14 protein-coding genes and 2 pseudogenes are annotated in these 17,870 nt (G+C 74.4%); 5 read left to right on the forward strand and 11 right to left on the reverse strand.

The window, feature by feature from the left end; translation table 11 throughout:
• Positions 1-58: 58 nt before the first annotated feature.
• Positions 59-658: a biotin transporter BioY gene (locus O7609_RS06105; protein ID WP_269733857.1), complete on the reverse strand. Its 600-nt coding sequence runs from the start codon at positions 656-658 to the stop codon at positions 59-61.
• Between the two features lie 264 nt (positions 659-922).
• Here O7609_RS06105 and O7609_RS06110 point away from each other — a divergent pair, with 264 nt between their 5' ends.
• On the forward strand, positions 923-2,350 hold the full coding sequence (locus O7609_RS06110) for an amino acid permease (RefSeq protein ID WP_269733858.1): 1,428 nt from the start codon (positions 923-925) through the stop codon (positions 2,348-2,350).
• A gap of 141 nt (positions 2,351-2,491) precedes the next feature.
• Positions 2,492-3,136 (forward strand): superoxide dismutase, encoded by a 645-nt coding sequence (locus tag O7609_RS06115; RefSeq protein WP_269733859.1) that lies wholly within the window; start codon positions 2,492-2,494, stop codon positions 3,134-3,136.
• Positions 3,137-3,284: 148 nt separating this feature from the next.
• Here the strand turns inward: O7609_RS06115 and O7609_RS06120 are convergent, their stop codons facing one another.
• A complete protein-coding gene (locus tag O7609_RS06120; RefSeq protein ID WP_269733860.1) occupies positions 3,285-3,914 on the reverse strand; it encodes a mycothiol-dependent nitroreductase Rv2466c family protein in 630 nt (209 codons plus the stop codon).
• A 168-nt stretch (positions 3,915-4,082) separates the two neighbouring features.
• Here O7609_RS06120 and pepN (O7609_RS06125) point away from each other — a divergent pair, with 168 nt between their 5' ends.
• From pepN (O7609_RS06125) to pepN (O7609_RS06135), 3 genes are all read left to right on the forward strand, one after another.
• The gene (gene pepN, locus O7609_RS06125) at positions 4,083-6,686 is read left to right on the forward strand and encodes an aminopeptidase N (RefSeq protein ID WP_269743204.1); all 2,604 of its coding nucleotides are present in this window, start codon (positions 4,083-4,085) and stop codon (positions 6,684-6,686) included.
• A gap of 128 nt (positions 6,687-6,814) precedes the next feature.
• Positions 6,815-7,822: a hypothetical protein gene (locus O7609_RS06130; RefSeq protein WP_269733862.1), complete on the forward strand. Its 1,008-nt coding sequence runs from the start codon at positions 6,815-6,817 to the stop codon at positions 7,820-7,822.
• 84 nt (positions 7,823-7,906) lie between these two features.
• Positions 7,907-10,477, forward strand: coding sequence for an aminopeptidase N (gene pepN / locus O7609_RS06135; protein ID WP_269733863.1), 2,571 nt, complete (start codon positions 7,907-7,909; stop codon positions 10,475-10,477).
• A 167-nt stretch (positions 10,478-10,644) separates the two neighbouring features.
• On the opposite strand, the pseudogene O7609_RS24705 reads toward pepN (O7609_RS06135), so the two are convergent.
• From O7609_RS24705 to O7609_RS06175, 9 genes and pseudogenes are all read right to left on the reverse strand, one after another.
• Positions 10,645-10,854, reverse strand: a pseudogene (locus tag O7609_RS24705) (LysR substrate-binding domain-containing protein); the annotation flags it as partial.
• Positions 10,855-10,891: 37 nt separating this feature from the next.
• A pseudogene (locus O7609_RS24710) lies at positions 10,892-11,023 on the reverse strand (LysR family transcriptional regulator); the annotation flags it as partial.
• A gap of 159 nt (positions 11,024-11,182) precedes the next feature.
• Positions 11,183-11,419, reverse strand: a complete 237-nt coding sequence (locus O7609_RS06145; RefSeq protein WP_269737304.1) for a hypothetical protein — start codon at positions 11,417-11,419, stop codon at positions 11,183-11,185.
• Between the two features lie 59 nt (positions 11,420-11,478).
• Entirely contained in the window at positions 11,479-13,602 is a 2,124-nt protein-coding gene (gene malQ / locus O7609_RS06150; protein ID WP_269733864.1) for a 4-alpha-glucanotransferase, read from the reverse strand.
• Entirely contained in the window at positions 13,602-13,880 is a 279-nt protein-coding gene (locus tag O7609_RS06155) for a hypothetical protein (RefSeq protein ID WP_269733865.1), read from the reverse strand. Before O7609_RS06155 ends, malQ begins: the two co-directional genes overlap by 1 nt.
• Before the next feature lie 241 nt (positions 13,881-14,121).
• The gene (locus O7609_RS06160) at positions 14,122-14,667 is read right to left on the reverse strand and encodes a MarR family winged helix-turn-helix transcriptional regulator (protein WP_269733866.1); all 546 of its coding nucleotides are present in this window, start codon (positions 14,665-14,667) and stop codon (positions 14,122-14,124) included.
• A 47-nt stretch (positions 14,668-14,714) separates the two neighbouring features.
• Complete coding sequence (locus tag O7609_RS06165) at positions 14,715-15,458, reverse strand: sulfite exporter TauE/SafE family protein (RefSeq protein WP_269733867.1); 744 nt, start codon at positions 15,456-15,458, stop codon at positions 14,715-14,717.
• 34 nt (positions 15,459-15,492) lie between these two features.
• Entirely contained in the window at positions 15,493-16,530 is a 1,038-nt protein-coding gene (locus tag O7609_RS06170; RefSeq protein ID WP_269743205.1) for an N-acetylglucosamine kinase, read from the reverse strand.
• Positions 16,521-17,831 (reverse strand): family 4 glycosyl hydrolase, encoded by a 1,311-nt coding sequence (locus O7609_RS06175; RefSeq protein WP_269743206.1) that lies wholly within the window; start codon positions 17,829-17,831, stop codon positions 16,521-16,523. Before O7609_RS06175 ends, O7609_RS06170 begins: the two co-directional genes overlap by 10 nt.
• Positions 17,832-17,870: the final 39 nt, after the last annotated feature.

Here is a 17,870-nt window from a genome sequence, read left to right on the forward strand (position 1 = left end):
GGCAGGGAGCCCGGTACCGAGTGGTACCGGGCTCCCTCGTCTCGCGACGCGCCTCGGCTCAGGCGCCGCGGTCGACCAGCCGCCAGGCCGTGGGCAGGGCGGCCATCGCGAGCGCGGCCTTGAGCGCATCGCCGACGAGGAAGGGCACGAGGCCCTTGGCGACCGCCTCACCGGCCGAGTAGTCGGCGGCCAGGGCCAGGTAGGGGACGCCGACGGCGTAGATGATCGCACTGCCGACCATCATGGTGCCGGCCGTGCGCAGCACTCCGCGGTCGCCGCCCCGCCGGGCGAGGGCGCCGACGACGACGGCCGCGAGCAGCATGCCGAGGAGGTAGCCGAAGGAGGGCATGGCCGCGCCGTGGCCGCCCTCGGTGAACCACGGCACGCCGGCGGTGCCCGCGAGGACGTAGAGGCCGATCGAGAGCAGGGCGCGCTGGGCGCCGAGCCCGGCGCCGACGAGGAGGGCGGCGAAGGTCTGTCCGGTGACGGGGACGGGGGTGCCGGGGAGGGGGACGGCGAGCTGTGCGGCGAGGCCGGTGAGCGCGGCGCCACCGAGGACCAGGGCGGCGTCGCGGGCGACGGAGCGGCTGAGCGTGGTGGCGGGCAGGACGTCGGCGAGGACGGCGCCGGGGCGCGGGCCCGCTGCGGCGGTGCTCATCGTGAGCCTCCTGGGACGAGGGGTACGGAGGGGACGCGTCGACGCTATCCGAAGTGTTCCGGGCGCGTACGGTGACGTTGGCGACAGTAATTGGTCGTTACAGTTATGCGGTTCGCACCTCACCCCGGCAACTTCGGGCCGTCCGTTCAGCGGGCAGTGATCTGCGCCATTGAAGCGCGGATGAGAAGTCCCTCACACTGACGAGGCTCCGGAATGCGACATTCCGTCGGCTTCCGCCCATCCCCCCACCCTCATTGGACCCCCATGGCTTCCTCCCCCACCCAAGAGGCCTCCGCCCGCGCCCGGTCCGTGCCCGCGGCGGACGGCACCGAGGCACCCGGTTCCCTCTCGCACGGCCTGAAGCAGCGCCATCTGTCGATGATCGCCCTGGGCGGGGTCATCGGCGCCGGACTGTTCGTCGGCTCGGGGAAGGGCATCGCCGCGGCGGGTCCGGCGATCGTGCTGGCGTTCGCGGCCTCCGGGCTGCTGGTCATGCTGGTGATGCGCATGCTCGGCGAGATGTCGGCCGCGCACCCGTCCTCCGGCTCCTTCTCGGTGCACGCGGAGCGGGCGCTCGGCCCGTGGGCGGGCTTCACCGCCGGCTGGATCTTCTGGGTGCTGCTGTGCGTCGCCGTCGCCGCCGAGGCCATCGCGGCGGCGGAGATCATGCTCACCTGGCTGCCGGGCACCGAGTTGTGGACGTGGGTGGCTCTGTTCATGGCCGTCTTCTGCACGACGAACCTTGCCTCGGTGCGGAACTTCGGCGAGTACGAGTTCTGGTTCGCCGCGCTGAAGGTGTTCGCGATCGTGGCGTTCCTGCTGATCGGCGGGGCCGCGATCCTCGGGCTGCTGCCGGGGACGGACGCGCCGGGGACGGCGAACCTCACCGGCAACGGCGGCTTCCTCCCCCGGGGCACGGACGGCCTCATCGTGGGCCTGCTCGCCTCGGTGTTCGCCTACGGCGGCCTGGAGACGGTGACGATCGCGGCGGCCGAGTCCAAGGACCCGGTGCGCGGCGTCGCCAAAGCGGTGCGGACGGCGATGTGGCGTATCGCCGTGTTCTACGTCGGCTCGATGGCCGTCATCGTCACGCTCATCCCGTGGGACGACGCGTCGCTGCTCAGCGGCCCGTACGCGGCCGTGCTGGACCACATCGGGGTTCCGGCGACCGGTGAGGTCATGAAGGTCGTCGTGCTGGTGGCGCTGCTGTCGGCGATGAACGCGAACGTCTACGGGGCCTCCCGGATGGCCTACTCGCTCGTGCGCCGGGGCGAGGGCCCGCGGTTCCTGGGGCGGATCTCCGGCGGCGTGCCGCGGCACGCGGTGGTCGCGTCGTCCGCGTTCGGCTTCTTCGCCGTGCTGCTGAGCCTCTGGTGGCCCCAGACGGTCTTCCAGTGGCTGCTCAACATGGTGGGCGCCGCGGTGCTCGTCGTGTGGGGCTTCATCGCGGTGTCGCAGCTGCGCACGCGCCGGAAGCTGGAGCGTGAGGCGCCCGAGCGGCTGGTCGTGCGCATGTGGGCGTTCCCGGTGCTGACCTGGGTGGCGATCGCCGCCATCACGGGCATCCTGCTGCTGATGCTGCGCGACGGCTCGACGCGGGTGCAGCTCGCCTCCACCGGCGGGCTGACGCTCGCGCTGACCCTCGTGGGTCTCGCGCGGCAGCGCCTGGCGGCCCGGGCCACCGACGGCTAGCCGAGTTCCAGACCCCACGCGTTCCGGAGGGGCGGCCCCGCCACGGGGCCGCCCCTCCGCCTGCCCGGACGTCTGTCACCGCTTGTCGCTGCTAACCTCTAATTGCAAGTCATACGCAAGAGCGGTTCGAGGGGATTAAGCATGGGCACGCTGTACACACTGCCGGAACTCCCGTACGACTACTCGGCGCTGGAGCCCGTCATCAGCGGTGAGATCATCGAGCTGCACCACGACAAGCACCACGCCGCCTACGTGAAGGGCGCGAACGACACCCTGGAGCAGCTCGCGGAGGCCCGCGACGAGGAGAGCTGGGGCGGCATCAACGGCCTGGAGAAGAACCTGGCCTTCCACCTGTCCGGGCACATCCTGCACTCGATCTACTGGCAGAACATGACGGGTGACGGCGGCGGCGAGCCGCTGGACAAGGACGGCACGGGCGAGCTGGCCGACGCGATCGCCGAGTCCTTCGGCTCCTTCGCGAAGTTCAAGGCCCAGCTCTCCAAGGCCGCGGCCACCACCCAGGGGTCGGGCTGGGGCGTGCTCGCCTACGAGCCCGTCACGGGCCGGCTCATCGTGGAGCAGGTCTACGACCACCAGGGCAACGTCGGCCAGGGCTCGGTGCCGATCCTCGTCTTCGACGCCTGGGAGCACGCCTTCTACCTGCAGTACCGCAACCAGAAGGTCGACTTCGTCGAGGCCATGTGGCGCGTCGTCAACTGGCAGGACGTCGCCGCCCGCTACACGGCCGCCAAGGAGCGCGCCAACAACCTGCTGCTGGCGCCCTGAGGCACCGGCACACCGGCTCCTGCCCTCGTGATCGTCTTCTCACCGCTCACCGGGCAGGCGTGAAGGGGCCTTCGCCGCATGGACGTGACGCGCGGCGAAGGCCCCGTGTCCACTGCGCGGAGCGTCCGCGCGGAGGGGTCCCGGCGGATCAGTCGAACTGCGGCTCCGCCTCCCGGGTGCGCTTGATCTCGTAGAAGCCGGGCGTGGAGGCCACCAGCAGCGTGCCGTCCCACAGCCGGCCCGCCGCCTCCCCCTTGGGCGCCGGCGTCACGACGGGGCCGAAGAAGCCCAGGGGCTCCCCCTCCGCGCCGGGCACGGCGATGACCGGCGTGCCCACGTCCTGGCCGACGAGGCCGATGCCCTCGGCGTGCGAGGCGCGCAGCGCCTCGTCGTACTCGCCGCTCTCCATCGCCCGAGCCAGCTCGGGGTCGAGCCCGGCGTCGGCCAGGGCCGCCCGGACCGTCTCCGCCGAACGCTCCTCACCCCGGACGTGGAAGCGGGTGCCGAGCGCGGTGTAGAGCGGGCCGAGGGCCTCCGAGCCGTACTTCTGCTCCGCGGCGACGCACACGCGCACCGGGCCCCAGGCCGTCTTCAGCAGCTCCCGGTACCCCTCGGGCAGCTCGTCCAGCTTGTTCTCGTTGAGCACGGCCAGGCTCATGACGTGCCAGCGGACGGAGACGGGACGGACCTTCTCCACCTCCAGCATCCAGCGGGACGTGATCCAGGCCCAGGGGCACAGCGGGTCGAACCAGAAGTCGGCGGGCGTCTTCTCGGGCACGTTCTCTCCTCGGTCTGCAGGTCGCTACCACTCCGGGTAACGCCGTGTGGCGCATGTCGCATTCCCGGATCCGGGAGAAGACGCGCCCTGCCCACGGGGGTGCCCCGCATGGCATGCTGACCCCCGTTGTTCGATATGCGAAACCCAGGTGTCACAAGGAGTCGGCCCGTGCCCGGAGAGAACCTGACCCGCGACGAGGCCCGGGAGCGGGCCGAGCTGCTCACCGTGGACGGCTACGAGGTGGTCCTCGACCTCCGCGACGCCGTGCGGCCGGCGCCGAGCGAGGGCCCGCGCACGTTCCGCTCCACCACCACGATCCGCTTCCGCAGCACGCGGCCGGGCGCGAGCACCTTCGTGGACCTGCTCGCCCCGCACGTCCACTCCGTCACCCTCAACGGCGCGTCGCTGCCGGTGGACCGGATCTTCGACGGCACCCGCGTCCAGATCGGCCCGCTCGCCGCCGAGAACGAGCTGACGGTGGACGCCGCCTGCGCCTACAGCCGCACCGGTGAGGGGCTGCACCACTTCCTCGACCCCGAGGACGGGGAGACCTACCTCTACACCCAGTACGAGCCCGCCGACGCCCGCCGCGTCTTCGCCAACTTCGAACAGCCCGACCTGAAGGCCCCCTTCGACTTCGTCGTCACCGCCCCCGCCGCCTGGACGGTGCTCAGCAACGGGGACCGCACCGGAGCCCCCACCGAGCACGACGACGGCTCCGCCACCTGGCGCTTCGAGCGCACCAAACCGATCTCCACCTACATCACGGCCGTGGTCGCGGGCCCCTACCACCAGGTGACCGACGTCTACCGGCGCCGCCTGCCCGACGGCACCGAGCTGACGATCCCGCTGGGCGCGCTGTGCCGCCGCGGGCTGGCCAAGCACTTCGACGCCGACGACATCTTCCGCGTCACCAAGGAGGGTCTGGACTTCTTCCACGACCACTTCGACTACCCGTACCCGTTCGGGAAGTACGACCAGGCCTTCGTGCCCGAGTACAACCTCGGCGCCATGGAGAACCCGGGCTGCGTCACCTTCCGGGAGGAGTTCGTCTTCCGCGGCAAGGTGACCGAGGCCTCCTACGAGGGCCGGGCCAACGTCATCCTGCACGAGATGGCGCACATGTGGTTCGGCGACCTGGTCACCATGGAGTGGTGGGACGACCTGTGGCTCAAGGAGTCCTTCGCCGACTTCATGGGCACCTTCGCGCAGGTGGAGGCCACGCGCTTCGACTCGGGCTGGGTCACCTTCGCCAACCGGCGCAAGGCGTGGGCCTACCGGGCCGACCAGCTGCCCTCCACCCACCCCGTCACGGCGGACATCCACGACCTGGAGGACGCCAAGCTCAACTTCGACGGCATCACCTACGCCAAGGGCGCCTCGGTGCTCAAGCAGCTCGTCGCCTACGCGGGCCGGGAGGCGTTCCTGGAGGGCGCGCGCCGCTACTTCAAGCGCCACGCCTACGGCAACACCCGGCTGGAACACCTTCTCGCGGTGCTGAGCGAGACCTCCGGGCGGGACATGGGCGAGTGGGCCCGTGCCTGGCTGCAGACGGCCGGCGTCAACTCCCTGACCCCGCAGGTGCGCTACGGCGAGGACGGGCGGATCGCCGAGCTGTCCGTCCTGCAGGGCGCCCCCGCCGAACGCCCGGCGCTGCGCCCGCACCGCGTCGCCGTCGGCCTGTACCGGCGGGCGGGCGAGGGGGCCCCGCTGGCACGGTACGCCCGCGCGGAGCTGGACGTGACGGGCGAGCGCACCGTCGTCACCGAGCTGGCCGGGGCCGAGCGCCCCGAGCTGGTGCTCGTCAACGACGACGACCTCACCTTCTGCAAGACGCGGCTGGACCCGGAGTCGCTGGCCACGCTGCGCGAGCACCTGGGCGCCGTCGAGGACCCGCTGGCCCGCGCCCTGTGCTGGTCGGCCGTGTGGAACCTCACCCGGGACGCACTGCTGCCCGCCCGGGACTTCCTCCGGCTGGTGCTGCGCTTCGCGGGGACGGAGAGCGACGTCGGCGTGCTCCAGATGCTGCACGCCTGGACGCTGACCGCCCTCGACCACTACGTGACGCCGGAGTACCGGGCCGAGGCGGCGCGGGAGCTGGGTGAGAGCGCGGAGGGCGAACTGCGCGCGGCGAAGCCCGGCAGCGGACACCAGCTCTCCTGGGCGCGGTTCCTGGCCGCGGTGGCCGAGGGCGAGGGGCACCTGGCGCTGCTGGAGGGCCTGCTGGCCGGCTCCGCGCGCGTCGAGGGCCTGGACGTCGACCAGGAGCTGCGGTGGACGTTCGTCGGGCGGCTCGCGGCGGCGGGCCGGGCCGACGCGGCGGTGATCGACGCCGAGCTGGCCCGGGACGACACGGCGTCGGGCAGGCGGCACCAGGTGCGCTGCCTGGCGGCCCGGCCGTCCGCCGAGGTGAAGGCCGGGGCGTGGGCGGAGGTCGTCGAGTCGGACGTGCTGTCCAACGCGCTGGTGGACGCCACGATCAGCGGTTTCGCCCAGGCCGGTCAGCGGGAGCTGCTGGAGCCGTACGTGGAGCGGTACTTCGCGGTCCTGGAGCGGGTGTGGGCGGAGCGGTCGATCGAGATCGGCATGTCCGTCGTGCGCGGCCTGTACCCGGCGCTGCTGAGCAGGCCGGGCACGCTGGCGGCCACCGACGCCTGGCTGGCCGAGCACGCCGAGGCGCCGCCCGCCCTGCGCCGGCTGGTGCTGGAGGCCAGGGACGACCTGGCCCGGGCGCTGGCCGGGCAGGCCTGCGACGCGCGGGCGGGCGGCTGACTCGCCCACCGGGACGGGTCCCCTAATCGGCAGTCGAACACCCGTACTTTAGGGCGGTCTTGTCCGGATTCGTCGACAGGCAGGTAACAGCCGTTAGGGGGCGGGGAGCGGCCGGGAATCGCCTCGGCATGAACGAGACTCCCCTCACTCCCCTCCCCCTCAGCGACCTGTCCGACGTCCGGCGCCGCGTCGTGACCACCCGCACCCTGCGCGAGCGGGGCGTGACGGCCTCGCTCGCCCAGGAGCGCTGCCGCGGCGGCGGCCCGTGGCAACGGCCTCTGCCGGGCGTGTACCTGCTGCACCCCGGTCCGGCGACGAGCGAGGAGCGGCTGCACGCGGTCCTGCTGTACGCCCGGCGGGAGCCCGCGCCGGGCACGGTGATGGTCACCGGCCTCGCGGCGCTGGCCCTGCACGGGCTGGCCGGGGCTCCGCCGCTGGCCTCGCTGGAGCGCATCGACCTCCTGGTGCCGCACACCCGCCGGCTGCGGTCGGCCGGGTGGGCGCGGATCGTGCGTTCCCAGGCGGTGCCCGAGCCGCAGGACGTCACCGGGGTGCCGGTGGCGCCGGTGGCCCGGGCGGTGGCCGACGCGGTGGGCCGGCTCACCGACGCCGTCGCCGTCCGGCGGCTGCTGACCGAGGCCGTGCGCGGCGGGTACTGCGAGGCACAGGCGCTGGTGCGGGAGCTGACCCGGGCGCGGGTGCTGTCCCGCCCGCAGGTCGTGGACACCGTGGACGCGCTGCTGGCCGAGGGCCGGGCGGTGGCCGAGGAGCGGCTGTACGCGGCGGTGCGCGAGCACGGGCTGCCCGACCCGTGCTGGAACGTGGAGCTGAGGCTGCCGGAGGGCCGGTCCCTGGGGTGGGTGGACGCGTACTGGCCCGCCCAGGGGGTCGCCGTCGAGCTGGACGCCCGGGCCGGGCGGTGGGCGGGGGCGGCGTACCCCGAGGACACCGAGACCGCGGAGCTGGAGTACGCGCGCAGGCGGCAGGTGTTGGAGCGGCTGGGCGTGGCCGTCGTCCGGCTGTGCCCGCTGCGGCTGCGCGACGCACCGCGGACGCAGGCGGCGGTGGTGCGCACGGCCCTGATGACGTGCGACGAGCGCGATCCGGCGGGCTGTGTCGTGGTCCGGCCCAGGTGAGCTGCGCGCTGCCGGGGCGGGCGTGGAAGGATGTCCGGACCGCCGGAGCAACGAAGCCCGAGACAACCGTGAGGGAGACACCAGGTGCCTGGGACGAATCTGACCCGTGACGAGGCGCAGGAGCGGGCGCGTGTCCTGACCGTGGACGCGTACGCCGTGGACCTCGACCTCTCCGGAGCGCAGGAAGGGGGCACGTTCCGCTCGGTGACCACGGTGCGGTTCGAGGCCGGCGAGGCCACGAGCACGTTCGTCGACCTCGTCGCCCCGGCCGTGCACGAGGTGCGGCTGAACGGCGAGGCGCTCGACGTGGCCGAGGTGTTCGCCGACTCCCGCATCGCGCTGCCGTCGGTGGTGGCGGGGGCCAACGAGCTGACCGTCGTCGCGGACTGCGCCTACACCAACACCGGGGAGGGCCTGCACCGCTTCGTCGACCCCGTCGACCAGCAGGCGTACCTGTACACGCAGTTCGAGGTGCCGGACGCGCGGCGGGTGTTCGCCTGCTTCGAGCAGCCGGACCTCAAGGCCTCGTTCCGGTTCACCGTGACCGCTCCCCAGGGGTGGACGGTGATCTCCAACTCGCCGACGCCTGAGCCCACCGGGACCGTGTGGTCCTTCGCCCCGACGCCGCGCATGTCCACCTACGTCACGGCGCTGATCGTGGGCCCCTACCACAGCGTGCACAGCACCTGGGAGGGCGACGGGCGCAGCGTCCCGCTCGGCCTGTACTGCCGCCCCTCGCTCGCGGAGTACCTCGACGCGGAGGCGATCTTCGAGGTGACGCGGCAGGGCTTCGACTGGTTCCAGGAGAAGTTCGACTTCCCGTACCCGTTCGAGAAGTACGACCAGCTCTTCGTGCCGGAGTTCAACGCGGGCGCGATGGAGAACGCGGGCGCGGTCACGATCCGCGACCAGTACGTCTTCCGATCCAAGGTGACGGACGCGGCCTACGAGGTGCGCGCCGAGACCATCCTGCACGAGCTGGCGCACATGTGGTTCGGCGACCTGGTCACCATGGAGTGGTGGAACGACCTGTGGCTGAACGAGTCGTTCGCCACCTACACCTCCATCGCCTGCCAGGCGTACGCCCCCGGCAGCCGGTGGCCGCAGGCGTGGACGACGTTCGCCAACCAGATGAAGACGTGGGCCTACCGCCAGGACCAGCTGCCCTCCACGCACCCGATCATGGCCGAGATCCGGGACCTGGACGACGTGCTCGTCAACTTCGACGGCATCACCTACGCCAAGGGCGCGGCGGTGCTCAAGCAGCTCGTCGCCTACGTCGGCATGGACGCGTTCTTCCGCGGCGTGCAGGCCTACTTCAAGCGCCACGCGTGGGGCAACACCCGGCTGTCCGACCTGCTGGGCGCCCTGGAGGAGACCTCCGGCCGGGACCTGGCCGCCTGGTCCGAGGCCTGGCTGGAGACGGCGGGCATCAACGTGCTGCGCCCCGAGATCGACGTCGCCGAGGACGGCACGCTGCGCGGGTTCGCCGTCCGCCAGGAGGCCCCGGCGCTGCCCGAGGGCGCGGTGGGCGAGCCGCGGCTGCGTCCGCATCGCATCGCGATCGGGCTCTACGAGCTGCGCGACGGCGCCCTGGTGCGCGACGAGCGCGTCGAGCTGGACGTCGACGGCGAGCTGACCGACGTCCCCCAGCTGGCCGGACGGGCCCGCCCCGCGGTGATCCTGCTCAACGACGACGACCTGTCCTACGCCAAGGTGCGGCTGGACGCGCGGTCCCTGGAGACGGTCACCGAGCACCTGGGCGACTTCACCGAGTCGCTGCCGCGCGCGCTGTGCTGGTCCGCCGCCTGGGACATGACCCGCGACGGCGAGCTGGCCGCCCGCGACTACCTGGAGCTGGTGCTGTCGGGCGTCGGCAAGGAGTCGGACATCGGCGTCGTCCAGTCGCTGCACCGGCAGGTCAAGCTCGCCCTGGAGCTGTACGCGGCGCCCGAGTGGCGCGCGGAGGGGCTCGCCCGCTGGTCGCAGGCCACCCTGGAGCACCTGCGGGCGGCCGAGCCGGGCAGCGACCACCAGCTCGCCTGGGCCCGGGCGCTGGCCGCCACGGCCCGCACCGACGAGCAGCTCGGCCTGCTGGAGGGGCTGCTGGACGGCAGCGCGAGCGTGCCGGGCCTGGACGTCGACACCGACCTGCGCTGGGCGCTCCTGCTGCGGCTGGCGGTCACCGGCCGGGCGGGCGACGACGCCATCGACGCGGAGCTCAAGCGCGACCCCACCTCGGCGGGCGAGCGGCACGCGGCCACCGCCCGGGCCGCCCGTCCCACGGCCGAGGCGAAGGCCGCCGCGTGGGCCGAGGTCGTCGAGTCCGACAAGCTGCCCAACGCGGTGCAGGAGGCCGTCATCGCGGGCTTCGTCCAGACCGACCAGCGGGAGCTGCTGGAGCCCTACACCGCGAAGTACTTCGAGGTGCTGGCCGAGGTGTGGAGCTCGCGCAGCCACGAGATGGCGCAGCAGATCGCGATCGGGCTCTATCCGACGCTCCAGGTCGCCCAGGGGACGCTGGACGCGACCGACGCGTGGCTGGCCGCCGCGGACGACAGCAGCGCGGCGCTGCGCCGGCTGGTCGGCGAGTCCCGCGCGGGCGTGGCGCGGGCGCTGCGCGCCCAGGCCGCCGACCGCGCCGCGGCGGCCTGACGGCCGTCAACCGGGCGGCGGCGTGTCCGCCGCCGCCCGCAGCGCGGACAGGGCGCGGCCCTCGGCGGGCCACGCCTCCGCGCTGCGGCGGTGCGCCGCGACGACGTGCCGGTGCGGACGGAGGCCGCGATGGCGGACCAGTCCGCGGCGCTGTGCGCCTGCCGCGGCACGAACCCGGCCGCCTCGCGGACGGACCGGGTGATGTCCGGCCACGGTCCGCTGTGCCCGAAGATCCACGGCTCCTCGGCCAGGTCGGCCAGTTCCAGGTGCGCGGCCCGGGCCAGCGGGTGCGTGTCGGGGAGCGCGACGTCGAGCGGGTCGGCGGGCAGGGAGATGCGGGTGCGGCGGTGTCGGAGCGGCCGGGGTGAGCCGGACACGTCGCCCGTGGGACTCCAGGAGCGGCACGCCGAGCTGCTCGGCCGGGGCCGTGCGCTGCTGTGAGACCGCGGAGGGCGTGAGGTGGAGCGTCTCGGCGGCCGCCGTCACGGTGCCCTTGTCCTTGAGGGTCCGCAGCACCCGCAGCTTCCTGATGTCCCATTCCGCCATGCCCGGCAACGTACTGCCTGGCCCGTCGGGCGGAGGCTCAGCCCGTCCTGCGGGCGCCCAGGGCGACACCACACAGCACGTCCCGCCGGTCCGGACACACGTCGAGGGCGCCTCCCGGCGGCACGGCCGGGAAGCGCCCTCGACGGAGGTGTTAGGAAGTCAGCTCTTCTTCTTGCGGGACTTGTCGCCCACCATGACGAGGCCGCAGATCAGCAGGAACAGCAGCAGCGGGGCACCCACGTAGAGGCCCAGCGTCTCGGCGACGCTCAGCCCCGTGCCCGGGTCGTCTCCGTCGTCTCGCGTCAGGGCGAAGGCGGGGGACGACGTCAGCAGCATCAGCGTCGTGGCGACGCCGACGATTCCGGCACGCGCAGCAACAGTCTCAGTCTTGACCACGTTCTTAACGTAGCGAACGACGCTCCGCCCCGCTCATCCGGGGTCGGCTTCCGGGTTGGCTACTCCTGGACGCCGTCCTCCTCCAGCGCGGTGCGCAGCCCGGTGAGCAGCGCGTGCAGCCGGGGCGAGGCGAGCAGTTCCTCCAGCGCGACGGGTCGCCCGGTGCCGTCCGCGACGGGCAGCCGCCAGTTCGGGTACTCCAGCGACGTGCCCGGGACGTTCTGCGGGCGCCGGTCGCCGACGCCGTCCGGCAGCCAGACGCCGATCAGCCACGCCGGGGTGGCGGCCAGGAAACGGTAGACGGCCCGGATCGCGGCCTCCTCCTCCGCGTGCCCCGGCGCCAGCAGCCCCAGCCGGGCGAACAGGGCCAGCCACTCCGCACGCTCGGCGGCGGCCGCCGCGCGCTCGGCGCGCGGCGAGCCCTGAAGCAGCCCGAGCCGGTGCTGCAGCCCGACGTGGTCCCCGGCGAGCCGGGCGGCGGTGCTGGGCAGGTCGTGCGTGGTGGCGGTCGCCAGGCAGGAGGCGCGCCAGCGATCCGGAGCCAGCGGCTTGCCGTCCCCCGTGTAGTCCCGCTCGAACCACAGCACCGAGGTGCCGAGGACGCCCCGGTCGGCGAGTTCCTCCCGCACGCCGTCCTCCACGGTGCCCAGGTCCTCCCCGATCACCGCGGCACCGGCCCGGTGGGCCTCCAGTGTCAGCACCCCGAGCATGGCCTGCGCGTCGTAGCGCACGTAGGTGCCCTCGGCGGGCGGGCGGCCCTCGGGCACCCACCACTGGCGGAAGTGCCCCATGACGTGGTCGACGCGCAGGGCCCCGGCATGGGCCAGCAGGCCGCGCAGCAGCTCACGGTAGGGGCGGTAGCCGGTGGCGGCGAGCGCGTCGGGCCGCCAGGGCGGCAGCCCCCAGCACTGGCCCGCGGCGTTGAAGGCGTCCGGTGGGGCCCCGACGGACATCCCGGCGGCCAGGGCGTCCTGCTGCGCCCAGGCGTCTGAGCCGGACGGGTGGACGCCGACGGCCAGGTCGTGGACGAGGCCGAGGGACATCCCGGCACCCCGCGCGGCCTCCTGGGCGCGGGCGAGCTGGCCGTCGACGAGCCAGGAGAGCCAGCAGTGGAAGTCCACCCGCTCCAGATGCTGGGTGCGGGCCCGGGCGGTGCGGGCGGAGCGGGGATCGTCCAGCCCGGCGGGCCAGGAGCGCCAGTCGGGCCCGTGGAGCTCGGCCAGCGTGCACCACAGGGCGTGGTCCTCCAGCTCCTGGCCGCCGTCGGCGAGGTAGGCGCAGTAGTCGGCCCGGCGCCCGGGGCTCAGCGGGACGGTGCGCAGCAGTTCCAGGGCGTCGAGCTTGAGCGCCCACACGGCGTCGCGGTCGATGTGGGCGCCCTTGTGGAGGACACCCCCGCGCAGCCGGGCGGCGCGCTCCGTCAGCCGCTCCATGCGGTCGCGCTCGGCGCCCGCGAGGTAGGCGTACTCGGGGACGTCCTCGACGCGCAGGTGCACCGGATCGGCGAAGCGCCGGGAGGAGGGCCGGTAGGGCGACGGGTCGGTGCCCTCGCCCCCGGCGGCGGGGACGGCGGCGTGCAGCGGGTTGAGCTGGACGAACCCGGCGCCCGCGGTCCGCCCGGCCCAGGCCGCGAGGTCGGCCAGGTCCGCCAGGTCGCCCATGCCCCACGAGCGGCCGGAGAGCACGGAGTAGAGCTGGACCATGAGACCGTGCGAGCGGCCCCGCGGACGCGGTAACCGCTGGGGGGCGACGATGAGGGGCGCCCGCGCCGAGCGCCCGTCCGGGGCCTCCGCTCGGAGGGTGTGGACGCCCGGGGGCACGGCGGCCGGGACGCTGACGGGGAGGCCGGGACCGGCGTCGTACTGGGCGCCGTCCTCCGTCTCGACCCGGAGCACGGTGCCCGGCGGCAGCGCCGGGAGGCCGGGCAGCCCCGGGCCGGTGTCGTGCGGGGCCTCGTCCTGCCCGGAGCGCAGGACGACGGTGGGTGGCAGCAGCCTGGCGGCGGCCTGCAGCTCGTGTGCCTCCAGGGCCTGGCGGACGGCTTCGGGCGTCGAGGCGTCGATGCCCAGGGCCGCGAGCACGGCGACGACGGAGTCCTCCGGTACGTCGACCACCCGGCCCGGGCCGGGGGCGTAGGAGGTGGCGACACCGTGTGCCGCGGCCAGCCGCGCCAGGCGGCCCATCAGATCTCCGTGGACTCCGTGCCGAAGCCGGCGCCGGTCGGCTCGCTGGTCAGCGGGAGCTCGGCGGCGATGGGGGGCTCGCTCGTCAGCGGGGCGACGTCGGCGAGCGGGGGCTCACTGGTCAGCGGCGCCTCGTAGCAGCCGCAGGAGCAGGAGCCGTCGAGGCCGGAGTCCGGGTGGGACAGCAGGGCCTGTTTGGAGGGATCACCCTCCTCCGCCCTGTCCTGCTGTCTGGGCAGGGTGATCAGGGCGGTGAGAAGGTCAGCGGACGTGGCCACGGCGGGCCTCCGTTCGTGGACGGCAAGCTGGACATTCGGTGGCCTACCCACTGTCTGCGCGGGCATCCGTCATCGGCACCGGAACGTGGCGCAGGTCACGTCACGATAGCACCGGCAATTTGCCGTTCAGGCGACGCCACGAGCGCACAGCACGCGGTGTCGGGGCCAGGACACCCAAGATTTTACGGCAGGGGGCCGGGGCCGCGCGCGGCGGACGCCGGCGCGCCGCCCCGGCACGGGCTCACGGCCGGAAGCCGGCGTCCCCCTCGACGTTGCGGATCAGGCGGCGCAGCAGCCGGATGACGGCGGCGTACTCCTCGTCGCCGATGCCGTCCCGCACCTGCCGCAGGGCCGGGGTCACCACGTCCGTCCACAGGTGGTCGGTCAGCGCGTCACCGGCCCCGGTGACGCGCAGCCGGCCCCCGGCCTCCGCGAGCAGTCCGCGCTCCAGCAGCTCGTCGACGGCGGTGTCGAGGACGGAGACGTCGACGTAGGGACGGCCCGCGCCGACCACCTCGGCCAGCTCCGTCCGGGTCAGGCCCCCGTCGGCCTCGCGGACGCGGTTCAGCGTCCACCAGTGCGGCTGCCGGACGCCCTCGCGGGCGAGGTTGTCGTTGAGGAACCCGGTGATCGCGGCGCTCGCGGCGCCCGTCCAGTAGCCCAGCGGCTGCCGGAGCAGCTCGGCCTCCGTGAACTCGGGGACGTCGGTGGACACGGTCCGGGGAGCCGTGAACCTCGTGGTGGCGGAAGGGACGGTGGCGGGCGGGGTGGCGGAAGGGCGTGTCATGCCGCCGAACGTAGGAAGTGAACCCGGGTTCAGGTCAACGGCGGAGCTCAGCTCGCCGGCAGCAGCAGCCACAGGCCCTTGCCCAGCGTGACCAGGCCGCCACCGAGCGCCAGTGCGAGGATGACCCGGCGGGCCCGCCCCTCCGGGGTGCGGGCCGCGATCAGGTGCCCGGCGACGAGCCCGGCGGCCAGCGTGCCCCCGGCGACCAGCCACGCCCCGCCGGACAGCGCGGGCGCGCCCTTGGCCGCGAGCGAGAAGATGTTGACCAGCAGCCCGTAGAACTGCGCGTTGGGTACGAACTCGCGGGCCGACCAGCCGGCGTTGACCGCGTACAGCGAGACGGCGGGGCCGCCGAGGCCGGCCGAGGAGTTCATGAAGCCGCTGGCCGCCCCGGCCGCGACCGCCCCCGTCGTGCCCCGCAGGGAGGGCAGCCGTACCCCGCGGACCAGGAGCAGCACCAGGGCGCTCAGCAGCGCGCCCATGGCCGTCAGCAGCACCGGCTCGGGCAGGGCGCGGGCGACGGCCGCGCCGAGCGGGACGGTCAGCGCCGCCGCGGCGACCAGGGGGACCATCGAGCGCAGCCGCACCCCGCGCCAGGTGGCCAGCAGCCCCAGGCCGCTGATGGCGATGCCCGCGCAGTTGGCCATCGTGACGCCGTCCATCGGGCCGACGAGCAGTACGAGAAAGGGGGCGGCGACGAGGCCGAAACCGATTCCGGCCAGCCGCTGGACGGCCGCGCCGAAGAACACGATGCCGCCGAGGAGCAGCGGGAACGTCGAACCGGTCAGCACCCCGTGAGGCTATGCCCCGGGCGGGTGCGGGGCGTCACCGGCCCCGCGCCCCGCCCAGACGCCGGCGCAGCAGGGCATGGGCCCCGGGGCGGGCGTCCGCGGCGTCCAGGGCGAGCAGGGCGGCCCCCAGCACGGGCGGCACCTCCACCACGGTGGCCTCGGCCCGGGGCGCCGCCTGCGCGAGCCCGCGCAGGACGCGCTCGTGCAGGGCGGGATGGCGCGCGGCCGCCACGCCGCCGCCCAGGAAGACGGGAGTGGGCGTGCCGAGCAGTCCGAGCCGGTCGAGCGCGACGCGGGCCATGGCGACGATCTCCTCGGCCTGCCGCTCCACGAGCCGACCCGCGACGGCGTCGCCCTCGGCGGCCACGGCGAACAGCACGGGCGTCAGCTCGTACCGCCGCTCGGCGGGCAGCTCCCCCAGGTGCAGGGCCTCGATCAGCTCGGGCATCCCGGCCAGCCCGAAGTGGGCGGGGAGCGCCTGGGCGAGCCCGGTCGGCGCGCCGCGGCCGTCCACCGCCCGGGCGGCGTGCCACAGCGCGGCCTCGGCCAGCCCGGCGCCGCCGCCCCAGTCCCCGGAGAGCCTGCCGAGGGCGGGGAACCGGTGCACGCGGCCGTCCGGGGCGCGGCCGACGCAGTTGATCCCCGCCCCGCACACGACGGCGACGCCGTGCCGCACCGAGCCGTCGTCGGGCAGGCCCGCGCGGAGCACGGCGAAGGTGTCGTTGACCACCTCGGCGGTGCGGGCCCAGCCGGCGGCGGCCACGGCCGCGCCCAGGGCGCGCTCCTCGCGGGGCAGGTCGGCGTTGGCCAGGCAGGCGGCGACGTGGACGACGTCCACGCCCGGCGGGGCCGCGGCCAGCGCGGCGCGGACGGGCCCGGCCAGCTCCGCCACGGCCTCCCCCGCGGCGTCCGGCCGGGCCGGAGCGGGCCGGAAGCCCGGCCCCCGGGCGGTGCCGAGGATCTCGCCGTCCACCCCCGCGAGCAGGACGTCCGTCTTGCTGTTTCCGGCGTCGACGGCCAGGACGGCGCCGCCGCCCTCGACAGCCGCGCCGCCGCGCGCGCTCAGGCCCACGGCAGATGCGCCCGGTTGTGGGCGATGAGCCGGTCGGTCAGGCCCTGCGCCCGCTCGTACTGGCCGACCAGCGGGTGGGCGAGCAGCGCGGCGAAGACTCGGTCCCGGCCGCCGTGCAGGGCGGCGTCCAGCGCCAGGCGCTCGTAGGCGGCGGTGTGGGCGATGAGCCCGGCGTACAGCGGCGGGACGCCGGGGGCGGGCAGCGGCTCGGCGCCCCGGGGCGTGACGCGGGCGGGCACCTCGACGACGGCCTCGTCCGGGAGGAAGGGCAGGGTGCCTCCGTTGCGCACGTTGACGGCCTGGACACTGACGGCCTGGACGTCGACGGCGTCCGGGTGGCCGGGGCCCTCCGCCGGACCGCCGCGGCCGACCAGGGCGGCGGCCAGGGCGACGGCGGCCTCCGAGTAGAACGCCCCACCACGCCTGGCCAGCAGTTCCGGCTTGGCGTCGAGGGCCGGGTCCGCGTACATCTCCAGCAGCTTCTCCTCCATGGCCGCCACTTCCTCGGCCCGCGAGGGCCGCTCCCCCAGCTCGGCCACGACCTCGTCGTGCGCGTAGAAGTAGCGCAGGTAGTAGGAGGGGACGACGCCGAGCCGGTCCAGCAGCGGGCGGGGCAGCCGGAGCCGCTCGGCGATCGGCCGTCCGTGTTCGGCCAGCAGCCCGGGCAGGAGGTCGGGGCCCTGCGGGCCGCCGTGCCGCACGGCCAGCTCCCAGGTGAGGTGGTTGAGCCCGTAGTGCTCCAGGTGCAGTTCCCCGGGCGGGAGGCGGAGCAGCTCGGCGAAGGTGCGCTGGAGGCCGATGGCGACGTTGCACAGCCCCACGGCCCGGTGGCCGGCGTCCAGCAGGGCGCGGGTGACGATCCCGACGGGATTGGTGAAGTCGATGATCCAGGCGTCCGGGGCGACCCGGCGCACGGTCTCGGCGAGCCGGAGGACGACGGGCACGGTGCGCAGGGCCTTCGCCAGCCCGCCCGCCCCGGTCGTCTCCTGGCCGACGCAGCCGCATTCGAGCGGCCAGGTCTCGTCCTGCCGCCGGGCGGCCTGGCCGCCGACCCGGAGCTGGACGAGGACGGCGTCGGCGCCCTCGGCCCCCGCGGCCACGTCCTCGGTGAGGACGACCCGGCCGGGGTGGCCCTGGCGGGCGAGGATGCGTCGCGCCAGCCCGCCGACCCGGGCGAGCCGGTCGGCGTCGGGGTCGATGAGGACCAGCTCGGTGACCGGCAGGGTGTCGCGCAGCCGGGCGAATCCGTCGACGAGTTCGGGGGTGTAGGTGGAGCCGCCCCCCACCACTGCGATCTTCACCCCTGGCACGATAGGACTAGACCACTGCGGGGTCAACGC

The sequence above is a fragment of the Streptomyces sp. WMMC1477 genome, assembly GCF_027460245.1.
Classification (GTDB): domain Bacteria; phylum Actinomycetota; class Actinomycetes; order Streptomycetales; family Streptomycetaceae; genus Streptomyces.